Raw genomic sequence first — 21,694 nt, 5'->3', positions numbered from 1 at the left:
GCAATATGTCGCTCACGGCCACCATGACGGGCTGTTCGCTAAATTAGATAGTGCCGCAAACTTTTTCTGTCAGTTCCGCTGGGAACTGCATAGCCTGCATGATGTGTTCCACCATGCTGCGTTTACGACCGGTATTGGTATTGGTGATCACCCAGTAAGGGGTGCCCGGAACGTGCTTTGGTTTGGTGTGCGTTCCGTTTGCCAGCAGGGTTTGCTGATCGCCGGCAAAATAGGTGCGGGTACGGCCATGTAACGCCTCGGTCGCCGTGGCAAAACCGGCCGCGTCGAGGGTATACAGGGTGGAAAGTACCAGCATAAAACGGTTCACCGCTTTGTTCTGCTCGGCATATTCATCCGACAACAGCAGCTCACGCACGGCACGTACGCGATCGCGCGGGCGCGACGCGGCAACAATTTTATCCTGTTCAGCGCTCTGGGCACTGGCTGCCGGCACCGCACGTAACGGCTGACCTGCGGTAAATTTCAACATGCGGCGCAAAATATCGGACGCGCTCTCACCAATATGTTGCGTGTGGCTGGCAATATAACGGTAGAGCTCTTCGTCGACTTCAATAGTTTTCATCTTTATCCAGTACTGTTTTTTTCTACTTAGAACCTGAAGCCAGATCCTGCATTCAAGCCATGGGATTATAAGGTTAAAAGCGCAGATGCGAACATCACAATGTGCCTCAATACGGCAAAAGCAGACAATTACCTAAAGCCTGCCTGGCATCGGCTCTGCCAACCCATCACCTTACCATGAAAAATCCGCGTTATACCCTATGGATTTCAAGTCGCAGCTAGGCGACCAACTCGCTCATCCCCAGGCGCTTACTCAAGTAAGTAACTGGGGTGAGCTAGTGCAGGTAACAACGCTGCGGCTTGAAAGGCGACGGGTATTTTCATCGTGTGTTTTAATCATGATACCCTAATCTGAATCTCACTCAGTATGAACTTCGCCATGAAATTACATTATCAACTGCTGGCCTGCGAGTCCGATGCTCTGCCGGTTGTCCTGATCCACGGGCTGTTTGGCAATCTGGACAATCTGGGCGTGCTGGCGCGCGATCTGAACCAACAGCACAGCGTGATTAAAGTCGATCTGCGCAACCACGGCCTGTCGCCACGTTCCGAGGTGATGACCTACCCGGAAATGGCGCGTGATCTGCTGGCGCTGCTGGATGATTTGCAGTTGGACAAGGTCATTGTGATTGGACACTCGATGGGCGGCAAAGCGGCGATGGCGCTGACGGCAATCGCACCTGAGCGAGTGGAAAAACTGATCGTTATTGACGTGGCACCGGTGGATTATCAAACCCGTCGCCACGACGAGATTTTTGTCGCCTTACAAGCCGTAAGTGCGGCCGGTATCACCCAACGCCAGCAGGCGGCAGAACTGATGCGCGACTACCTGAAGGAAGAAGGAGTGATCCAGTTCCTGCTGAAATCCTTCCACCAGGGCGAATGGCGCTTTAACCTGCCGGTGCTGATCGAACAATACGAAAACATCACCGGCTGGCAGGAGGTTCCCGCCTGGCCACATCCCACATTATTCATTCGTGGTGGTTTGTCGCCCTACGTGCAGGACAGCTACCGCGCAGATATTGCCCGCCAGTTCCCGCAGGCTCGCGCGCACGTGGTCGCCGGCACCGGGCACTGGGTTCATGCGGAAAAACCGGAGGCGGTGCTGCGCGCAATTCACCGTTTTCTCGGCGAAGCCTGAGTCGACCAGCCCTTTAGCCTGATGCGTAGAGCCGCCTAAAACAATCATCTGGTGAAAAAACGCGCTAAAGATAACGGCTTAGCACGTTTTCGGCTCAGTTAAGCATTGTCGTTGCTCCACCTGCTGGGGTAATATGACGCGCTATAATTTTGCCGCCGTGTCGAGCGTGTTGATTAACGCCTGGCTGGGGGTAAATTTGGGTTAGGGTTTATTGGCCCGAAGTGTGTTAACCGAACCATCCAGAAGCGTCTACGCGCTTTTAGATGCAAACTCCCTTGCAGTACCGCTACCTATGGCAAAAGAACAAACGGATCGCACGACGCTGGATCTGTTCGCAGATGAACGCCGTCCGGGGCGCCCGAAAACCAACCCGCTATCCCGAGATGAACAGCTTAGAATCAATAAGCGTAATCAGCTTCGACGCGATAAAGTCCGTGGCTTACGGCGTGTGGAACTGAAGATCAACGCGGATGCGGTGGACGCTCTGAACAAACTGGCGGAACAGCGGAACATCAGCCGCAGCGAGCTTATTGAGCAAATGCTGTTGGCACAACTGGCGGACGACCAGCCAGAACATTGATCATTGCAGCCGCACATGCGGCGCGGCGTTAAGGATGACGCCCGATCAACATCATTTTATTCCACCCGGTATCGCATAAACGTGATAAAACCCCGGGGTAAATTTCTGGCATGATACGCAATTACCGGTGAGGGCTCCCCTTGCCATGGCATCATTTTAATCGGTGTTATCGTGGTCAGCGCTAACATCGTGTAATGCAATTTATTGAATTTAAAGGTTATACGCGATATGGCTAATGTAGGCATTTTCTTTGGCAGCGACACTGGCAATACCGAAAACATTGCCAAGATGATCCAGAAAATTCTTAAGCAACAGTTCGGTGACGATGTGTGCGAAATTCACGACATCGCCAAAAGCAGCAAAGAAGACCTGGAAGGCTTCGACATTCTGTTGCTCGGTATTCCAACCTGGTACTACGGCGAAGCCCAGTGTGACTGGGATGACTTCTTCCCAACGCTGGAAGACATCGACTTCAACGGCAAGCTGGTAGCCCTGTTTGGCTGCGGCGATCAGGAAGACTACGCAGAATATTTCTGTGATGCGATGGGCACCATCCGCGACATCATTGAACCGCGTGGCGCTGCCATAGTCGGCCACTGGCCAACCAAAGGCTATCATTTCGAAGCCTCGAAAGGTTTGGCAAGCGACAGCCACTTCATTGGCCTGGCGATTGACGAAGATCGTCAACCTGAACTGACCAATGAGCGTGTTGAAGGTTGGGTAAAACAAATCGTCGAAGAGCTGAGCCTGGCCGAGATCGTCGGCTAACGCCAAAGGTTGAACAAAAGCCCTGCAAAGTGCATAGTGTTGCCGGCAGGGCCATCATTGGCAGTACTGATTACTGCAATCGAAGATACATATTTGTAACTTCCCACATCGTCAAGGTAGACTGAGTTATCGGTTTATCCCGCCCATCAAGACGTTGCGTGTGTAACATGCAATAGTGCAATTATATCTTTGTTAACAACCGGCGGTTTCTATTTAGGTCAACCGGTTCTATAATGAGACGCAATTAACTCTTTGTGCCGACCGATGCCACAGGCGAGAACGCCTCAACTTGATTAGCATAGTAACAGGACTGAATCCGCATGACTGACAACAACACCGCATTGAAGAAGGCCGGCTTAAAAGTCACGCTTCCGCGACTCAAAATCCTGGAAGTACTGCAAAATCCGGAATGCCATCACGTCAGTGCGGAAGATCTGTACAAAAAACTGATAGATATGGGCGAAGAAATTGGCCTGGCTACGGTTTACCGCGTACTGAACCAATTTGATGATGCCGGCATTGTGACCCGTCACAATTTCGAAGGCGGCAAGTCCGTATTCGAACTGACCCAGCAGCATCACCACGATCACCTGATTTGCCTGGACTGCGGCAAAGTGATCGAATTCAGCGATGAATCTATCGAAGTTCGTCAGCGTGATATCGCCAAGCAGCACGGCATCAAGCTCAGCAACCACAGCCTGTACCTGTATGGCCACTGTGAAGCTGGCGACTGCCGCGAAGACGAAACTCTGCACGATAAAAAATAATGCCCTCAACCGGCATTGAGAACCGCCTTCATGGCGGTTTTTTTATGCCCATAGCCCGGTGACGAACAGGTAAAAAAATCCCCGGACAGGTCCGGGGAAAGTTCACAGCTTGAAATACAACAATTGCAGCGGCACTTCTCTCTCGCTTCCCACTTACACTCACTTCACCGTCAACTCACCCGCCGACACGCGGATGGGCAAACCTCTTCAGAGCTCATACTCAAGAAACAGCAGCCGATCAAAAAATAACGACCAGGCCTGATCGAATACACCCCGGACACGGAACCCCTTGTTCAGATAGATTTGGCTGGCCTCACTGCTTTGCCATACGCACAGCACGATATTTTTCGCCTGTTGCCGATCTGCCTGCTGCTTTATCAGGGCAAATATCTGATTAAAATGCCCTTGCCCGCGGAAATGGCTCTCAATTGCCAGGCTGCAGATAAAATAATCGTCAGCAGCGCACTGGCTTTGTACAAAGCGATCGTATGCCTCATCAAGCGGCCTCATTTCATCGCGATAAAGGTAGTCCGCTTCTATGCCATACAGTTCGCTAACGGTGGCCGCGTTGAAAAAGCCGACAAACGCTCCACGCCGGTCGTAAGCCACTGTGATCAACCCCAGATAAGGCTCAATATTTTGCGCCTGCTGTAACGACACCAGATCCAGCCCGGCCCGGTTGCCAACAGAACAGTACTCCAGGTAACTGGTGGTGAAGATTAGCTTCGCCATGCGGGTTTTATCGGCTTCACTGGCCTGTCGTCCTGGTAGAAAATGCAAAGCCCCGCCCGGCTCCGGTAACGACACATCTCTCCCCCCAGCGGTTGGACACCAGTAATTCCCCGCCATAATCTGCCGTCGGTTATCAGCGATCAGGTATTCCCCAAATAGCTGGTTTACCCGATCAAGCGTGCGGTCATGGGAAAGCACGGAATAATAGTGGTAATGGTCGATATCGGAACGGATCTGCGCTGGATAGGCCATACGCGGTACTTCATCGACGGTAAATATTTCCGCATAACGAGCCAGATCCAGCGGCTGTTCAAGCTGCCAATCCAGCTGTTCCAGGTGGCTGACGCATTGCTGGTAGCTAAACTGCTCCTCCTGCGACAGCGGTAGCCGCTCATTGGTGATCACATCTTCCAACAGCCGCATGCCACGAATACCACAGGTGACTGCCTGTGGGTGCGCATCATAATGGACGCCATAATCCTGACAGAAGCGGTCGTGACTGAGGAAGGACCGGCCTATGTGGCGACTCCACAGCTGATAAAAGGGATCGAACAGTTTCCGCTCATAAACCGAATTCTTGTCCGGCACTTCACCGCTTTGCGCCACATAGATCTGATCCAACCCCGCCAACATCCGGCACAGCGAGATATCTCCTTTGCGGCTGATAATCATGCCGGTTTCATCGAGAAACAGATTCAACCAGCTAACGTGGCTGACTTCCCCTGCGGGCAGAAACTGAAGATAATCCGGTAATTCTGGCTTGGTCAAAAACAGCGTCGCCGATCGGTGGGGAATAGTGTCGATATCCATGTACAGCCCCCCCATCTCGATCAAAATCAGAAAACGGAAGTAGTCGGAAAGCGTGGCGTAATAGCGCTTATCGTGCAGTTGATGGATAAAGCCCAGGTTGTCGCCGACTCTTTTTTGCGCCAGTTCGCTCAGCGAATGCACCTGCAGGCGATGATTACCGGCATCATACTCCCCCAGGTAGCCGCCTTTTATCACCGGTACGGGGATGAAATACGCATCCCTTGCCAGTTGCTGCGCGTCCCAAACCCATAACATGCCGACCCAGTCATTCGTCTCGGCGCTAGCCACCACCTGCTGCGCGTCGCCCCACTGGGAGATAACCTCTCTGGCATCGTCAGGGATAGCCCCCCCCAACCAGATACGGTGCAGCCGTTTTTCACTCGCAGCCAGCGGACGAGTGGGCACGCAGAACAACGAAGAACAGCGTTCGGCATTGAATAAATGCCCGTGCGCTGCCCGCCACTCGCGCAGTTGAGCGACACCGCGCTGAAAACTTTCCAGCCGTGCCGGTGAGGTCTGGCGCTGATATTTAGCGAACTCAAACTTCAGCTCGCTGATCCGCGCTTCGTATTCGGCCCGGAACAGATCATCCTGCAGAACACCCAGATGCCCGTCGTTAAGCTTCATCGGCCAGCATCCTTATCGATGGCATCGATGCACAACGGCTGTAACCCTGCGGATTTTTGCTTTGCCATGACCAGGCATCACACACCATTTTTTCCAGACTGCGTTTAGCCTGCCAGCCCAGCTTTTCTGCCGCCAGCGATGGGTCTGACCAACACTCGGCAATATCTCCCGCACGCCGGGGATTAAATTGGTAGGCGATTTTGAAGCCACAGGCGCGTTCAAACGCCCGAATAATCTCCAGCACCGAGTAGCCTTTGCCGGTGCCCAGGTTATAGACGTTAAAACCTGGCTGCAGGTTATCCAGCGCTTTCAAATGCCCTTCGGCCAAATCCATAACGTGAATGTAATCACGTACCCCGGTACCATCGCTGGTAGGGTAGTCGTTGCCATACACCGGCAACACCGCGAGTTTGCCAATAGCCACCTGCGCCAGATAAGCCAGAAGATTATTGGGAATGCCGGCGGGATCCTCACCAATCAAGCCGGACTCGTGCGCCCCAGCCGGATTAAAGTAACGCAGCGCGGTGATCGCCATCTGCGGGGCCGTGGAAGCGAACTCCGCCAGGATCTGCTCGACAATCAGCTTGGAAGTTCCATAAGGATTGGTGGTCTGCCCAACACGGCAATTCTCCGTCAGCGGGGTATATTCCGCCGGTCCGTAGACGGTGGCTGAAGAGCTGAAAATAAATTGCTTAACGCCGGCATGGCGCATTCTGTCCAGTACGATCAATGAGCCGGAAATATTATTTTGATAATATTTCAGCGGTTCTTCGGTAGATTCCCTGACCGATTTCAACCCCGCAAGATGAATAACCGCATGAACATCATGCTGACGAAATATATGATCCAACAAATGGTGTTGCTGGATATCTCCATGATAAAAAGTCACTTTTTTACCGGTTAATCGCTCGACCCGAAACAAAGACTCTGACGAACTGTTGGACAGGTTGTCCAGTACGACAACTTCCTCCCCCCTTTCCAACAGCGCCAACACCGTATGCGAGCCGATATAACCGGCGCCGCCCGTCACCAATATAGCCATCATATTTCCTTGTTTATGCTTAAAAATAAACGATTCACTCAGAAACCACCTAAACTTCCCGGGTTTTAAAACCGACAGGTAAAGCAATACAAAGCAGTAATATGGCTAACAGATAAACGGAGGAATGCGGCCCGTATTCGGTCAGGATCCCTTGTAATATTCCGGCCAGGATCACACCGGTAGAAATACTGTTGGTGAATAAAGTGGTGGCCATGCCCGCCCGTTCCGGCATCAAGTCCTGGAAATACAGCATGCCGACGGTGGCAATAATGCCGATAAATATCGCGTTGAACAGCTGCCAGACCAGCAACCCGGCGGCCGAGGTAAACCACAGCATCCCGGCATAAAACAGTATGCCGGCCACCATCGCCCCCGCCATCATCAGGCGCTTGCCCACCCGGTTTACGTAGCGCCCTACCAGGATCATGATGGGGATTTCGATCGCGGCGGCGACGCCCATCATCCAGCCGGTCAGACTTTGCGGCAAACCCAACTCGGCAGTGATATACAACGGCACATCAATCAGATACATGGCGCTGCAGGTCCACATCAATACCGAGGCGAAAAACAACCGGCTAACGTCTTTATCGAAGACTGTTTTTTGCGGTATGGCGATTTCATTACTCACCGGTCGGCGAGCGACCTCGGGTAATATCCACCAGGCCAGCAGCGTGACCAGCAGGAATATGCCGGCAGCAAACATAAACATGGCCGTAAAGCCATAATTCACCACCAGCATAAAAGCCAATGGCGGGCCAAATACCCAGGCCAGAGAAAGTTGGGCGCGCATAATGGCGCTAAACATAGCGACGTTTTGCGATGACCGCTCCCCGTACTCACGCGCCAGAGCGAATAATTGCGGTATCGCCGTATTGGCGATGGCGGTTAACAATACGCCAGCGGTAATTAACGTCAGGTAATTACGATTAAAAGCAAATAACAGACAGTTTCCCGCCGCCAATAAATAACAGATTAAAATCAAATGGCGCCGGTCGCGCTGGCGATCTGATTTTTTTGCCAGCAAAAAACTGACAATAATGCCGACCCCGGCGTTTACTGCATAAAAAAAACCGACCCATAATGACGTCACCCGCACCTCGGTGGTGAGGAACAGGCTCAGGGTCGGTATTTGCAGCGCCCCGGCAATGCCGGAAAAAAAAGCAACGACCATAAAGGTCAGCCGTATCGAATTCATCGCTGATTACCACCGGTCGCTGCTGTTAACGATCAATAACGGCCCACCTGCGAACAGACGGGCCGTGGTTTATGATTTACACTTTCTCGGCGCGGCTATAACGCTTGCCGTCCGGACTGACCGCACGGACCAGCACCTCGCCGCTGACCCCAGGTTTAGCCTTGGCATCGTAGCGCTGCCATTGCTTACCGCCGTCGGTGGAATACTCAATGCCCAGACCCGGCAACGAGATATTGGCCTCCAGCTTGCCACCCACTACACGGGCGCCTGGTACCGGCAACCGATAGCTCACGCCGCCCTTGTCCAGTTTCGCCAACTCGCGCTGGCCAAGAATATTGGCAAAGCGCAGCCAGTCGCGGTCTAGTTTTTGGCTATCGATAAAGTGGGTTTCGCCGCCTTTATATTCACGCCCCGCCTGGTAATCCTGCTCCCAACTCGCCCGGTGCCATGCACGCTCGGCCACCGACAGTGAACGCGGGAAGATCATGTATTCCATTTGATCGTCGGTACGCTGAGTTTCACTCCACATTTGGGCAGAAATGCCGTAAGCGCCCGGCCACGGCTTGTCGCTCTTGGCGGTAAAGTGATTGCCATCGCGGTCAACCGAGGTTTCGGCGTTCTGCGGCAGGTTGTTCGGCGCGAAGCTGAACATTTTCTGCTCGTCACTGAAACGGGTGCCCCAGTAGTAACCGCGCTCGTCCGGGTTCACCTCATACGGGAAGTCCATGTAGACGTAATCCGGGTTGGAGAGGATCACTTCGTAGCCTTTGTTCGCCCAGTCATTGGCGCTATCAAAACCGCCCCAATACAGGGTATCCCAGAAGTTCACCCCGACGCGTTGGGTGGCGAAGGCCTTGGCGTTTTTCGCATCTTTCAGGCCGTCCTGCCAGGCCTGCATTCTGTCGATGCCATGCGCTTTCACCAGTTGACTGACTTCCACGCCAAAGTAGCTTGGCAGATGTTCCATATCGGCGACTTTGCCGTCTTTGATCATCTTTTGGCACACCTGGGATTTCGCCCAAGGCTTATCTTCTTTGCTCTGATCGATGATGCCTTTGCCTGCTTCTGGCTTGGTAAGGTCGGTATAGCCTGCCCCCAGGCGAATGTTTTTCGCTTCGTCGCCGCCAAAGTGCCAGGTGCGCAGCGGCTGCCCGGCCTCTTTATGCATCTGGGCAATTTCACCAATCACCTTATCGACAAAGCGCTTGGACGAATCCAGGCAAGGGTTAAGGTAACTTTGACGGTTAAAATACTGCACCGAGGTGGTATTGGAAGTATCGGTCGGATCCACCAGGCGGAACTCATTGGCCTGCTGCTCTTTACCGGCGGCATGCAGCTTTTTATAGCGTGCCTCCATCGAGACCACGGCGGCACGGGCATGTGCCGGCATATCGATTTCCGGGATCACTTCAATCTGACGCGCCTGGGCGTATTTAATGATCTCGATGTAATCCTGACGCGAGAAGAACCCGCCATACACCTCAGGCCCCTGGCCGTACTGTGGCAGCAGGCAGGTAGTTTCGCTCAGGTCATGACAACGCCGGCCCCCGACTTCGGTCAGTTCAGGCAAGCCTGGGATGGCAATACGCCAGCCTTCGTCGTCGCTAAGATGGAAGTGGAATTTGTTGAGCTTATAAGCCGCCATCTGATCGAGTAAACGCAGTACCGCATCTTTCTGATGGAAGTTACGTGCTACATCGAGGAAGATGCCGCGGTACTGGAAGCGTGGTGCATCCCTGGCCTCCAGAGTGGCGATTTTAGCGCTGCCGTCGGTCGGAACCAGCGACACAATAGACTGCAGGCCATAGAACACCCCGGCCTGATCGAAGCCGATAACTCGCGCTTCCTTATTGCCAATTTTCAGCTCATAGGCTCCCGGCACGGCCAGTTCACCTTTAAATTTACCCGGCTGAATATCGGTTTTAATCGGGTAGCCCGCCGCGTTATGGGTTATGCCCAACAGTGCAAAACGTTGAATGGCGGCGTCCGCTGCCGGTTTGGCCAGCGCACTCAACTCCAGCGCCACGCCGTTGCTCAGACTCACATCTTGTGGATGTACTTTCACTTGCAACGGCGTCGGCACGATCTGGCCGCGCAGCGAAGCTGCAGGCAAGGTTTTCAACTCGGCGTTTTTGGTAAAGCGGGAGGCCGGAGTCATCAGGATATTGTTGTCATCCTTGATGCGCTTCCATTGATCGCCACTAAAGGGGGTCACAAACTGGCTGAGATCTTCGGTATCGGTGTTGACCAGAATTTTTGGCTTGGCATCGCCCGAGGTGGCGTACCAACGTGGTACGAAGTCGGTTTTAAACAGTTGCCAATATTCGGCAATAATCGGGATCTCAACCGTTTGACCGGCCGGGAAGCCGGTAAATTTATCGGTAGGTTCCAGTTTGTACAAGTCACCGGTCAAATGAGCTATTTTGAACTGCTCGTTATCCACCCGCATGGTCTGACGGGCGCTGTGGAAGTAAATCGCCCAGTCGTGACCTTTGATCTCCTGATGATCGTTGGTCAGGCTGATCAACACCTTGTTGCAGGCCGCCCAGTCGGCACCCAGCTTACCGCAATCCAGGCCGCTGTCGGCAGCCCGGTTATCGACCATTTTCAAATTCAATTTTAACTGGCTCAGTTGATCCACCAGCGGCTGATTGGCCAGCGCATTCCCCGCGCTGCCAAATAATCCAACGGTTGCCGTTAATGCGGCAAGCGTACTCAATTTGAATTTGTTCATTTTTAACATCATCCTTAATTATTGTTATCGTGGATCTCTTGCCAAATTTTGCCGCACTGGGCGTCATAAGCCTGACCGTTACCACTGTGAACCGCCTGAATGCAGTTCTGATAATCCATCACCCGCACCGTTTCTTTTTCGGCAAACTGCTGGTGTTGCTTCTCTTGTTTCAGCACGTTCAGCACCGCCTGGCACGACTGCAGTTTTTCCGGTGAGCCTTCTGCGGTATTAATGCAGGCGCTGTAGGCCTGTTTCAGCTTGGCATCTTCCGGTGGTGCGGTTGGCTGTGCGCAGGCGCTCAACGTGACGACCGCGGCTAACATCAGCATGATTTTTTTCATCGTTATATTCCCGTTAAGTGTCAAAAACGCTGTCCCCGGCGCTGCCGCCGGGGAACGCATCAGAAAATGGTAAATGGCGCGATAACCATGAATTTGACGTCTTTCTCATCCTGGAAGATGTTGCCGTAACCGCCACCCCAGCTTGGGATGTTGGTGTGGTTGTCATATTGGGTGTAGTGCAGTTTCAGCAAGGTGCCTTTGGCGCGACCTTCCTGAATGGTGTACAACGCGTCCAGGCTCCAGGCGCTCTCTTTCAGGCGCTGGCTCTGGTCGTACATCGGGTTGGTGCTTGGCTTGGCATCCCAGGCATAAACGTAAGAACCGCCCACCGCCATGCCCGGCAGGTTCCAGTTGCTCAGGTCGTACATTACCCCGGCGTAAACCGCTTTTTCGCCGTTGGCGTTGAAGTCGGAACGGTTATCCCACCAGACGTCGAGACGACCGTTGGAGGAGGCGTAAGTTGGGGTCATACGTTGCAGGAAGTAACCCTGGTTGCCCTCGGCCTTGACCATGGTTCCTTCCAGACGCCAGTTGAACTGACCGGTGGTGTAACCGAAGGTCAGCGCCTGCAGCCAGGCCAGGCCGTCGTAAATGCTGTTCGGGTCGTTCTTGTCGCTGATACGGTCTTCGGTACCATAGAACTGGTAGCTGGTGGTCAGCGGGTTGCCCACCAGATCGAATTTGTAAGATGCCTTGGTGAAGTACTGATTCACATAACCTTCGGCCTGACCAAAAGCGGCCTCCAACACCAGGTCGTTTTTAAAATCGTACTTGGCACCCAGTGAGTGCAAATAAGAAACGCCGGTGGTTTTATCGTTCTGGCGGAAATCATCCATTTCGATATGCCATGGCGCTTTGTATTTATCTGTCCACATGTAGGAGAAACTCAAAGCACCGGCATCGCCGTAATCAAAGTTTGCTCCCGCTTCAGCGCCCCGGTAGGTACCCGGCATAAAACTCCAGTGTGGGGCAATCAGCGTTTGCCCGCTTGGCTGGATATAACCGGCGCGTGCCCAGACGGGGCCATACTTGAATTTACCGGCGGCCTTGTACAGGCTGATGCCGCCTTTGTCGCCGGAGTAGTCTTCATCATAGGTACGGTTTTTGGAGGAGAACGCGATTTCATTCGGATGACCGCTGGCGCTGGATTCGGCCAGCTCAATGGCGGTAAAGGCTCCCACATCCAAACCGAACATGTCCCAGGCATAGCCCGAGGCGAAATCCAGGCTCAGGTTGGCGGTCGAGTGTGACAGGTTGGTAGTGTATTTATTGTAATCGTCACTGGTCGGGTTGAGATCTTTACGGTCACGTTCACGCTGCCAGTAATACACACCGCCGGTCATCGTGGAATCATCGATAAATCCTGCGGCTTTCGCCTCAGGGGCCATGGCAAACCCTGTTCCCAACAGCGCACCCGCGACTGCGAGCGCCAGCGTTTTACGCTGAGCACCGTGCGTACCCATAATGAAATTCCTCTTTGACTTAACTTTAAAAGTTGCAGTCGCCCGTGTTCACCACTGCCCTGCACGACCGCTAATAAAAAACCCAATCGGGTAAAAAATATTGCTGACGGGTTAAAATCCCACAGCACTTATTGCTACAGACAGACTATTTTTCGCGACGCGAATTATCAAATGAATTATGAGAGAGATTTGTCAAAGTATGACAAAGAGCACATATCGATGAGATTATGTTACGTGGCTATGCAAAGAGGCTGTCGAATAAAAAATTCAATAAAATCAGAATAAAATTCAATATCAGGTCAATCAGAGACGATTAATGGTTTCAGCCTAAGCAAAAAGGTCAGCCAAAAGAAAAAACATGAGAGCGCTCTCTAAATGACATTAATTCGCATCACGAATATATAAGGCAATGTTATATGACTAATGATTTTTATCAAGAAATTGCTGATACAACCCTTCGATAAAAAATTAAAAATAGATTGGGGAATTAAAAGCATTAACGGGGAGAAAAACCGGGCTGGCGGACAAAAAAAAAGCGCAACCAAAGTTGCGCTTTATCGCATTAGCTTTTGATCAGCACTCAGGCGCCAATTTTAGCCCAGGTATCGCGCAGGCCCACGGTGCGGTTAAACACCAGATGCTCGGCCGAAGAGTGACGGTTGTCAGCACAGAAATAACCTTCACGTTCGAACTGGTAGGCTTTTTCCGGCTGTGCGGCCGCCAGACTTGGCTCAACAAAGCCGTGCTTGATAACCAGTGACTCCGGGTTAATGGTGGTGAGGAAGTCCTCTGCCGCCGCCGGATTTGGCACGCTGAACAGACGGTCATACACGCGAATTTCCGCCGGCAACGCATGCTCGGCAGACACCCAGTGGATCACGCCTTTCACCTTGCGGCCATCGGCAGGATCCTTGCTCAAGGTATCTGGATCGTAGCTGCAGAAAATAGTGGTGATCTCACCTTCAGCGTCTTTCTCAATGCGTTCCGCCTTGATCACGTATGCATTGCGCAGGCGAACTTCTTTACCCAGCACCAGCCGCTTGTACTGCTTGTTGGCTTCTTCACGGAAGTCGGCGCGATCGATATAAATATCACGGCTGAATGGCACTTCACGGCTGCCCATTTCCGGCTTGCTCGGGTGGTTAGGCATGGTCACCATTTCCACGCCGGTGGTCAGGTTTTCAATGACTACCTTCACCGGATCCAGCACGGCCATCGCACGTGGTGCGTTCTCGTTCAGCTCTTCACGAATACAGGCCTCAAGCGCCATCATTTCGACGTTGTTATCCTGCTTGGTCACGCCGATACGCTGGCAGAATTCGCGGATTGACGCAGCGGTATAACCACGGCGACGCAGGCCGGAAACGGTCGGCATACGCGGGTCATCCCAGCCCTCAACGATTTTCTCGGTCACCAACAGGTTCAGCTTGCGCTTCGACATGATGGCGTACTCAAGATTCAGACGCGAGAACTCGTACTGACGCGGATGACAAGGGATGGTGATGTTATCCAGCACCCAGTCATACAGACGGCGGTTGTCCTGGAACTCCAGCGTACACAGCGAATGGGTGATCCCTTCCAGCGCATCGGAAATGCAGTGGGTGAAATCGTACATCGGGTAGATGCACCATTTATTGCCGGTCTGGTGGTGTTCTGCAAATTTGATACGGTACAACACAGGATCGCGCATCACGATAAACGAGGAAGCCATGTCAATCTTGGCACGCAGGCAAGCGGTCCCTTCGGCGAATTCACCGTTACGCATTTTTTCAAACAGCGCCAGGTTCTCTTCCACGCTGCGGCCACGGTACGGGCTGTCTTTACCCGGCGCAGTCAGGCTGCCGCGATATTCACGGATTTGCTCAGGCGACAGTTCGTCGACGTAAGCCAGGCCCTTGTTGATCAGCTCCACCGCATAGTTGTGCAGTTGATCGAAGTAATCCGAGGAGTAACGAACGTTGCCGCTCCACTCAAAGCCCAGCCACTCGACGTCATGTTTGATTGATTCAACGAACTCGATGTCTTCTTTCACCGGGTTGGTGTCATCAAAACGCAGGTTGCATTGGCCCTGGTAATCGCGAGCGATACCGAAATTCAGGCAGATGGATTTCGCATGGCCGATATGCAGATAGCCATTTGGCTCCGGCGGGAAACGGGTATGGACTGACTTGTGTTTCCCGGACGCCAGATCTTCATCAACGATCTGACGGATAAAATTGGTTGGGCGGGCTTCAGCCTCACTCATTTCACTATTCCTCAATGCAAAGCGCTACTCATAACCGCCTATGTTCCAACAAGCCACGCCCGGAAACAACCGTTTGTTTCACGAAAAATGCGGAGCATTGCACCACAACAGGTCAAGGCACCCTGACCGGACAACCGCTGCCCATAAAAAAGCGGGAAGAGATTGCTCTCTTCCCGCCAAAGGTAGGGTGCGTTCCGTCATGACTCGTTAAACACCCCGGGTACTACTCAGGTAAAACGGTTTATTTCTGGATCTCGAACAGTTTGGTCTGGCCGGCTACTACAGAACCGGTCGCCAGCGCCGTCAGACCGGCGTAATCGTCAGAGTTGCTGACCACTACCGGGCTTATCATCGAGCGGGCATTGGCGTTCAGGAACTCCAGATCCAATTCAAGGATTGGCTGGCCGGCTTTCACCTCAGCCCCCTCTTCAACCAGACGTTTGAAGCCCTGACCGTTCAATGCCACGGTGTCGATCCCCATGTGCACCACAATCTCCGCGCCCTTGTCGGTTTCCAGACAGAAAGCGTGGTTGGTGTTGAAGATTTTCACGATGGTGCCATCTGCCGGTGCTACTACGGTTTTGTCGGTCGGGCGAATCGCCAGGCCGTCGCCTACCGCTTTACTGGCAAAGGCTTCGTCAGGCACCTGATCCAGGGCCACGACTTCACCGGTCACCGGGGCCACCAGCGACTCGAAGGCCACCTTCGGCGTATTAGGCACTGCCTGCGATTTAACTGCAGCCACGCCTGGAGCCGGTGCCACTTCTGCCGCAGGCACCGGGCCGGCAGCAATCACCGCACGCATGCCGTCAGCAATGGCTTCGGCTTTAGAACCCACGATAACCTGAACGGTTTGCTTGTTCAGTTTCACCACGCCTGATGCACCCAGGCGTTTACAGCTGGCATCCAGCACTTTAGAAGAGTCTTTAACGGTCAGGCGTAAACGGGTGATACAGGCATCAATGCCGGTCAGGTTGTCAGAACCGCCGATGGCACCAATATAGCTGCGGGACAGTGCGCGCAGGCCTTCATCGGTATTGCTGTTGGCTTCAGGTGCGACGACATCGTCAGACGCATCTTCACGGCCCGGGGTTTTCAGGTTGAATGCACGGATAATGACGGAGAACAGGACGAAGTACACCGCGAAGGCGACCAGACCCATCAACACCAGCATCCAGACGTTCTTGCTCGCAGCCGGCAGGTTGTACATCAGCACATAGTCGATGGCACCTGCAGAGAAGGAGAACCCGGCGTGAATACCCAGCAAGGTGGCTACAAACAGGCTGATACCGGTCAAAATGGCGTGGACCAGATACAGCAGCGGAGCCAGGAACATGAACAGGAATTCAAGCGGCTCGGTCACACCGGTCAGGAATGCGGTCAGCGCAACGGACAGCAGCATACCGCCAACCATTGGGCGACGTTCTTTCGGCGCAGCGAAGTACATGGCCAATGCCGCACCCGGCAAACCGAACATCATGATCGGGAAGAAGCCTGACATGAACATCCCGGCAGTACCGTCACCCGCGTAGAAGCGGTTGATGTCGCCATGGAAGATGGTACCGGCAGCGTTGGTAAACTCACCAATCTGGAACCAGGCAATGGTGTTCAGCACCTGATGCAGACCGGTTGGGATCAGCAGACGGTTAACGAAGCCGAAAATACCGGAACCGATAGCGCCCATCGAAACAATCCATTCACCGCCTGCGTGGATCGCATTTTGTACCGGTGGCCAGATATAACCAAAGATGGCAGCAAGGATTAAACAGAAAAAGCCGGTAGCGATTGGGACGAAACGCTTGCCGCCGAAGAAGGAGAGGAACTCGGGCAGTTTGATGCCGGACCAGCGGTTATAGACCGCACCGCCCACCAGGCCGGTAATGATACCCGCCAGCACACCCATATTGATCGCCGGGTTAATGGTGACCATTGCCTTGGTCAGGATGAAGTAACCCACCGCGCCCGCCAATGCGGCTGAACCGGCATTGTCTTTCGACCAGGTTGCCGCCACACCGATAGCAAAGATTAACGCCAGGTTATCGAAGATTGATCCACCGGCCTGTGCGATGAATGAAATATTCAGTAAATCAGGCTGGCCGAAGCGTAGCAAAAGCGCCGCAACGGGCAGTACTGCGATTGGCAGTTGTAACGACCTGCCCAATCTTTGGAAAAAGCCGAGTATGTTCACCTTAATATTCCCCCTAATGCCCTTTAATGAGCTTTATCATATTTTACGCAAGCGCCATCACACACTGCGATTAACTCTGGACGAACGACAACACGTGGAGTGTAAAAAAATTATTTCGTATCGCAAATTAAAACCTCCTTTTTTGTGATTTGCATCACCAAAAAGCAGTCTTAAGCTGCCACATTGCTAGCCATCACACAAAACTTATTTTATCATTAAAAAAATCATTGGACCTGAGACATCACGTGAGAATCATAAAGCTGGGTTAGGCTTAAGACTCTCGTTCAGGCTCGAACCAGTATAGCTTTAGTTTACTTACCCCAAGAGGTGTTAGATGAGACTTATCCCACTGAAAGATACTGCACAAGTCGGCAAATGGGCCGCCCGCCATATCGTCCAGCGCATCAACGCATTCAAGCCTACTGCGGAGCGTCCGTTTGTGCTCGGCCTGCCAACCGGCGGTACCCCGCTGGAAGCCTACAAACATCTGATTGCGATGCACAAAGCAGGTGAAGTAAGCTTTAAGCATGTGGTGACTTTCAACATGGACGAATACGTTGGCCTGCCGCAGGAACACCCGGAAAGCTATCATACCTTCATGTACCGTAATTTCTTTGATCACGTTGATATCCCAAGTGAAAATATCAACCTGCTGAATGGTAATGCGCCGGACGTTGACGCCGAGTGCCGCCAGTACGAAGCGAAAATCAAATCCTACGGCAAGATCAACCTGTTCATGGGTGGCGTTGGCATCGACGGTCATATCGCGTTTAACGAACCGGCTTCATCGCTGGCATCTCGTACCCGCATCAAAACCCTGACTGAAGATACCCGTATCGCCAACTCCCGCTTCTTCGGCGGTGATGTCAGCCTGGTGCCTAAATTTGCCCTGACCGTGGGCGTGGGCACGCTGCTTGATGCAGAAGAAGTGATGATTCTGGTGACCGGCCATGCCAAGGCACAGGCGCTGGAAGCCGCAGTGGAAGGCAATATCAACCACATGTGGACCATCAGTTGCCTGCAGTTGCATGCCAAGGCCGTTGTGGTGTGCGACGAGCCATCCACCATGGAACTGAAAGTCAAAACCGTTAAATATTTCCGCGAGTTAGAAGCGGAAAGCGTTAAGAGTCTTTAATTCTTGCAGGGGGCTACGATGTTCGCTTTAACCCACGGCCGTATTTATACCGGCCACGACGTACTTGACGACCACGCAGTTATTATCGCTGATGGGCTGATTGAACGAGTCTGCCCGCTGGCTGAACTGCCGGCCGGCATTGAAACGCGCGATCTGGGTGGCGCTATCCTGGCCCCCGGTTTGATTGACGTGCAGCTTAACGGCTGTGGCGGCGTGCAATTTAACGACTCGCTGGAGGCCATTTCGGAACAGACGCTGGAGATCATGCAGCGTGCCAACGAAAAATCCGGCTGTACCAGTTATCTGCCGACGCTGATCACCAGCAGCGACGAATTTATGAAGCACAGCATCGAAGTGATGCGCGCTTATCTGAAGAAACATCCCAATCAGGCGCTTGGCCTGCATCTGGAAGGGCCGTACCTTAGCCCACTGAAGAAAGGCACCCATAATCCGGCGTTTATCCGCAAACCGACCAGCGAGATGATCGACTATCTGTGCGCCAATGCCGATGTGATCACCAAGGTCACGCTGGCGCCGGAAATGGTGGAGCCGCACTTTATCAAGCAATTGACCGAAGCAGGCATCGTGGTGTCCGCCGGTCACTCGAACGCCACCTACGATCAGGCCCGTATCGGTTTTGCCGCCGGTATCACCTTCGCCACTCACCTGTATAACGCCATGCCGTATATCACCGGGCGTGAACCAGGGCTGATGGGCGCGATTTTCGACACGCCAGATGTCTATACCGGGATTATCGCCGACGGCCATCACGTAGCCTGGGCGAGTATCCGTAACGCCAAACGCATGAAAGGTGATAAATTGGTGCTGGTCACCGACGCCACCGCGCCGGCAGGTGCCGATATCGACCAATTTATTTTTGCCGGTAAAACAATATACTATCGTGATGGGCTGTGCGTGGACGAAAACGGCACCCTGAGCGGCTCAGCGCTGACCATGATTGACGCGTTAAAAAACAGCGTTGAGCATGTCGGTATTGCATTGGACGAAGCACTGCGCATGGCAACGCTGTATCCGGCGCGCGCTATCGGCGTGGATCACCGTTTAGGCACTATCGAGCCCGGTAAAGTGGCGAACCTGACGGCCTTTACCCGTGATTTTAAAATCACCAAAACGCTCGTTAACGGTAACGAGGTTTAATTTAATGAACAGCGAGTAAAATTATTGATGAGTACTGGCGGACAGGCACAGATAGGGAACGTTGACTTAGTCAAGCAACTCAACGGCGCAGCGGTTTACCGCCTGATCGACCAACAGGGTCCGATTTCGCGCATTCAAATAGCCGAACTGAGCCAGCTAGCGCCCGCCAGCGTCACTAAAATTACTCGCCAGCTGTTGGAGCGCGGGCTGATCAAAGAAGTCGATCAGCAAGCCTCCACCGGCGGCCGCCGCGCCATTTCCATTGTCTCCGAAACCCGGCATTTCCACACCGTGGCCGTGCGCCTCGGTCGTCACGACGCTACCATCACCCTGTACGATATGAGCGGCAAGTCGCTCGGTGAAGAACACTACCCGTTACCGGAACGCACCCAGGAGACACTGGAAAACGCGCTGTTTATCGCCATTGCCCAGTTTATCGAAAATTATCAGCGCAAGCTGCGTGAGCTGATCGCCATCGCGGTGATCCTGCCAGGCCTGGTTGACCCGGCGCTGGGCGTAGTGCGTTATATGCCGCATATCAGCGTCAACAACTGGGCGCTGGTCGACAACCTGCAGCAACGTTTTAACGTCACCAGCTTTGTTGGCCACGACATCCGCAGCCTGGCGTTGGCAGAGCATTACTTTGGCGCCACCCGCGACTGCGAAGACTCTATTCTGGTGCGCCTGCACCGTGGCACCGGTGCCGGTATTATCGTCAACGGCCAGATTTTCCTGGGCAACAACGGCAACGTCGGTGAAATCGGCCATATTCAAATTGACCCATTGGGCGAACGCTGCCACTGCGGCAACTTCGGCTGTCTGGAAACCGTCGCCGCCAACGCCGCGATTGAACACCGTGTACGCCAGTTGCTGACTCAGGGCTACCCCAGCAAGCTAACCCTCGACGACTGTAGCATCTCCGCCATCTGCAAGGCCGCCAACCGCGGCGACCTGCTGGCCAGCGAAGTGATCGAGCACGTCGGCCGCTACCTCGGCAAAGCCGTGGCGATCGCCATCAACCTGTTCAATCCACAGAAAGTAGTGATCGCCGGTGAAATTACCGAGGCGGAAAAAGTGCTGCTGCCGGCGATCCAAAGCTGCATCAATACTCAGGTGCTGAAGGACTTCCGCAAAAATCTGCCGGTGGTCACCTCCGAACTCAATCATCGCTCGGCGATCGGCGCTTTCGCCCTGGCCAAACGAGCGATGCTCAACGGCGTGCTATTGCAGCGATTGCTGGAAAGCTGATCCGCCGCTTCAGGCAGGTGTGCTATCTTCGCGTTTTGCCTGCCGCAAATCATGAGAAACAGCAACAATGACAATCAAAAACGTTATATGTGATATCGACGGCGTGCTGCTGCATGACAACACGCCGGTGCCCGGCGCCGATCTTTTCCTCGCTCGCATTCAGGAACAGGGCATGCCGCTGGTAGTGCTGACCAACTATCCGTCACAGACAGCGCAGGATCTGGCGAACCGCTTCGCCGCCGCCGGACTGGAAGTGCCGGAAAGCGCGTTTTATACCTCCGCGATGGCCACCGCCGATTTCCTGCGCCGCCAGGAAGGCAAAAAAGCCTATGTGGTCGGTGAAGGTGCGCTGATTCATGAACTGTATAAAGCCGGTTTCACTATTACCGACATCAACCCGGACTTCGTTATCGTCGGCGAAACCCGCTCCTACAACTGGGACATGATGCACAAGGCCGCCTACTTCGTGAATAACGGCGCGCGCTTTATTGCTACCAACCCGGATACCCACGGCCATGGCTTTGTGCCGGCCTGCGGTGCGCTGTGCGCCCCAATCGAGAAAATCACCGGCCGCAAACCATTTTACGTTGGCAAACCAAGCCCGTGGATTATCCGCGCCGCGCTGAACAAAATGCAGGGGCATTCGGAAGAAACGGTGATCGTCGGTGATAACCTGCGCACCGATATCCTGGCGGGCTTCCAGGCGGGTCTGGAAACCGTCTTGGTGCTGTCCGGCGTCTCAACTCTGAACGATGTCGAAACCATGCCGTTCCGCCCGAGTTATATCTTCCCGTCCGTCGCTGATATCAATATTTTCTAATCCCTGCGGTGGCCATTACGGCCACCCTTTAATTTGACTAGCTTGAATTAAATTTATTATTGCCCACCAAAGGTTTCACCCCGGCCTCGTTAAAAAGTCGCACTATATATTTACGCCC

Annotated in this window: 17 protein-coding genes; 8 read left to right on the top strand and 9 right to left on the bottom strand. The window is 53.4% G+C overall.

What is annotated here, in order from left to right:
• Positions 1–43: 43 nt before the first annotated feature.
• Positions 44–583 (bottom strand): replication initiation negative regulator SeqA, encoded by a 540-nt coding sequence (gene seqA, locus ACSOSI_RS06345; protein ID WP_012005677.1) that lies wholly within the window; start codon positions 581–583, stop codon positions 44–46.
• A gap of 366 nt (positions 584–949) precedes the next feature.
• Here seqA and ybfF point away from each other — a divergent pair, with 366 nt between their 5' ends.
• From ybfF to fur, 4 genes are all read left to right on the top strand, one after another.
• Positions 950–1,723: an esterase gene (gene ybfF, locus ACSOSI_RS06340; RefSeq protein ID WP_012005676.1), complete on the top strand. Its 774-nt coding sequence runs from the start codon at positions 950–952 to the stop codon at positions 1,721–1,723.
• 292 nt (positions 1,724–2,015) lie between these two features.
• On the top strand, positions 2,016–2,303 hold the full coding sequence (gene ybfE / locus ACSOSI_RS06335) for a LexA regulated protein (RefSeq protein WP_012005675.1): 288 nt from the start codon (positions 2,016–2,018) through the stop codon (positions 2,301–2,303).
• Between the two features lie 228 nt (positions 2,304–2,531).
• Positions 2,532–3,071: a flavodoxin FldA gene (fldA, locus tag ACSOSI_RS06330; RefSeq protein ID WP_012005674.1), complete on the top strand. Its 540-nt coding sequence runs from the start codon at positions 2,532–2,534 to the stop codon at positions 3,069–3,071.
• A 320-nt stretch (positions 3,072–3,391) separates the two neighbouring features.
• Positions 3,392–3,838 (top strand): ferric iron uptake transcriptional regulator, encoded by a 447-nt coding sequence (gene fur / locus ACSOSI_RS06325; RefSeq protein WP_012005673.1) that lies wholly within the window; start codon positions 3,392–3,394, stop codon positions 3,836–3,838.
• A 207-nt stretch (positions 3,839–4,045) separates the two neighbouring features.
• On the opposite strand, the gene ACSOSI_RS06320 is transcribed toward fur, so the two are convergent.
• The 8 genes from ACSOSI_RS06320 to nagE all read right to left on the bottom strand — a co-directional run bounded on the left by ACSOSI_RS06320 (position 4,046) and on the right by nagE (position 17,215).
• Entirely contained in the window at positions 4,046–6,007 is a 1,962-nt protein-coding gene (locus ACSOSI_RS06320; RefSeq protein WP_476706714.1) for a TcdB toxin N-terminal helical domain-containing protein, read from the bottom strand.
• Positions 5,997–7,049, bottom strand: coding sequence for a UDP-glucose 4-epimerase GalE (gene galE, locus ACSOSI_RS06315; protein WP_476707252.1), 1,053 nt, complete (start codon positions 7,047–7,049; stop codon positions 5,997–5,999). Before galE ends, ACSOSI_RS06320 begins: the two co-directional genes overlap by 11 nt.
• 49 nt (positions 7,050–7,098) lie before the next feature.
• Positions 7,099–8,244 carry an MFS transporter gene (locus ACSOSI_RS06310; RefSeq protein ID WP_476706713.1) on the bottom strand — a complete coding sequence of 382 codons (1,146 nt, stop codon included), beginning with the start codon at positions 8,242–8,244 and terminating at the stop codon, positions 7,099–7,101.
• 76 nt (positions 8,245–8,320) lie between these two features.
• On the bottom strand, positions 8,321–10,978 hold the full coding sequence (locus tag ACSOSI_RS06305; RefSeq protein WP_476706712.1) for a beta-N-acetylhexosaminidase: 2,658 nt from the start codon (positions 10,976–10,978) through the stop codon (positions 8,321–8,323).
• A 14-nt stretch (positions 10,979–10,992) separates the two neighbouring features.
• Positions 10,993–11,319: a ChiQ/YbfN family lipoprotein gene (chiQ, locus tag ACSOSI_RS06300; RefSeq protein ID WP_012005668.1), complete on the bottom strand. Its 327-nt coding sequence runs from the start codon at positions 11,317–11,319 to the stop codon at positions 10,993–10,995.
• A 59-nt stretch (positions 11,320–11,378) separates the two neighbouring features.
• Complete coding sequence (gene chiP / locus ACSOSI_RS06295) at positions 11,379–12,782, bottom strand: chitoporin ChiP (protein ID WP_012005667.1); 1,404 nt, start codon at positions 12,780–12,782, stop codon at positions 11,379–11,381.
• A 580-nt stretch (positions 12,783–13,362) separates the two neighbouring features.
• A complete protein-coding gene (glnS, locus tag ACSOSI_RS06290) occupies positions 13,363–15,027 on the bottom strand; it encodes a glutamine--tRNA ligase (RefSeq protein ID WP_012005666.1) in 1,665 nt (554 codons plus the stop codon).
• 241 nt (positions 15,028–15,268) lie between these two features.
• On the bottom strand, positions 15,269–17,215 hold the full coding sequence (nagE, locus tag ACSOSI_RS06285; RefSeq protein ID WP_012005665.1) for a PTS N-acetyl glucosamine transporter subunit IIABC: 1,947 nt from the start codon (positions 17,213–17,215) through the stop codon (positions 15,269–15,271).
• A 334-nt stretch (positions 17,216–17,549) separates the two neighbouring features.
• Here nagE and nagB point away from each other — a divergent pair, with 334 nt between their 5' ends.
• The 4 genes from nagB to ACSOSI_RS06265 all read left to right on the top strand — a co-directional run bounded on the left by nagB (position 17,550) and on the right by ACSOSI_RS06265 (position 21,576).
• A complete protein-coding gene (gene nagB / locus ACSOSI_RS06280; RefSeq protein ID WP_012005664.1) occupies positions 17,550–18,350 on the top strand; it encodes a glucosamine-6-phosphate deaminase in 801 nt (266 codons plus the stop codon).
• Between the two features lie 18 nt (positions 18,351–18,368).
• The gene (gene nagA, locus ACSOSI_RS06275) at positions 18,369–19,508 is read left to right on the top strand and encodes an N-acetylglucosamine-6-phosphate deacetylase (RefSeq protein WP_476706711.1); all 1,140 of its coding nucleotides are present in this window, start codon (positions 18,369–18,371) and stop codon (positions 19,506–19,508) included.
• Positions 19,509–19,535: 27 nt separating this feature from the next.
• Positions 19,536–20,756 carry a DNA-binding transcriptional regulator NagC gene (gene nagC / locus ACSOSI_RS06270; RefSeq protein ID WP_012005662.1) on the top strand — a complete coding sequence of 407 codons (1,221 nt, stop codon included), beginning with the start codon at positions 19,536–19,538 and terminating at the stop codon, positions 20,754–20,756.
• Positions 20,757–20,823: 67 nt separating this feature from the next.
• Positions 20,824–21,576, top strand: a complete 753-nt coding sequence (locus tag ACSOSI_RS06265; protein WP_012005661.1) for an HAD-IIA family hydrolase — start codon at positions 20,824–20,826, stop codon at positions 21,574–21,576.
• Positions 21,577–21,694: the final 118 nt, after the last annotated feature.

Source organism: Serratia sp. AR11, assembly GCF_056376275.1.
The sequence above is the reverse complement of the archived record's forward strand: the minus strand, read 5'-3'. Positions and strand labels throughout refer to the sequence as shown.

Coding starts and splice junctions, on each gene's coding strand:
- chiP (WP_012005667.1), bottom strand. CDS start 12,782: ATGGGTACGCACGGTGCTCAGCGTAAAACGCTGGCGCTCGCAGTCGCG.
- galE (WP_476707252.1), bottom strand. CDS start 7,049: ATGGCTATATTGGTGACGGGCGGCGCCGGTTATATCGGCTCGCATACG.
- nagC (WP_012005662.1), top strand. CDS start 19,536: ATGAGTACTGGCGGACAGGCACAGATAGGGAACGTTGACTTAGTCAAG.
- fldA (WP_012005674.1), top strand. CDS start 2,532: ATGGCTAATGTAGGCATTTTCTTTGGCAGCGACACTGGCAATACCGAA.
- nagA (WP_476706711.1), top strand. CDS start 18,369: ATGTTCGCTTTAACCCACGGCCGTATTTATACCGGCCACGACGTACTT.
- glnS (WP_012005666.1), bottom strand. CDS start 15,027: ATGAGTGAGGCTGAAGCCCGCCCAACCAATTTTATCCGTCAGATCGTT.
- ybfF (WP_012005676.1), top strand. CDS start 950: ATGAACTTCGCCATGAAATTACATTATCAACTGCTGGCCTGCGAGTCC.
- ACSOSI_RS06310 (WP_476706713.1), bottom strand. CDS start 8,244: ATGAATTCGATACGGCTGACCTTTATGGTCGTTGCTTTTTTTTCCGGC.
- fur (WP_012005673.1), top strand. CDS start 3,392: ATGACTGACAACAACACCGCATTGAAGAAGGCCGGCTTAAAAGTCACG.
- ACSOSI_RS06305 (WP_476706712.1), bottom strand. CDS start 10,978: ATGAACAAATTCAAATTGAGTACGCTTGCCGCATTAACGGCAACCGTT.
- ACSOSI_RS06265 (WP_012005661.1), top strand. CDS start 20,824: ATGACAATCAAAAACGTTATATGTGATATCGACGGCGTGCTGCTGCAT.
- seqA (WP_012005677.1), bottom strand. CDS start 583: ATGAAAACTATTGAAGTCGACGAAGAGCTCTACCGTTATATTGCCAGC.
- chiQ (WP_012005668.1), bottom strand. CDS start 11,319: ATGAAAAAAATCATGCTGATGTTAGCCGCGGTCGTCACGTTGAGCGCC.
- ybfE (WP_012005675.1), top strand. CDS start 2,016: ATGGCAAAAGAACAAACGGATCGCACGACGCTGGATCTGTTCGCAGAT.
- nagB (WP_012005664.1), top strand. CDS start 17,550: ATGAGACTTATCCCACTGAAAGATACTGCACAAGTCGGCAAATGGGCC.
- ACSOSI_RS06320 (WP_476706714.1), bottom strand. CDS start 6,007: ATGAAGCTTAACGACGGGCATCTGGGTGTTCTGCAGGATGATCTGTTC.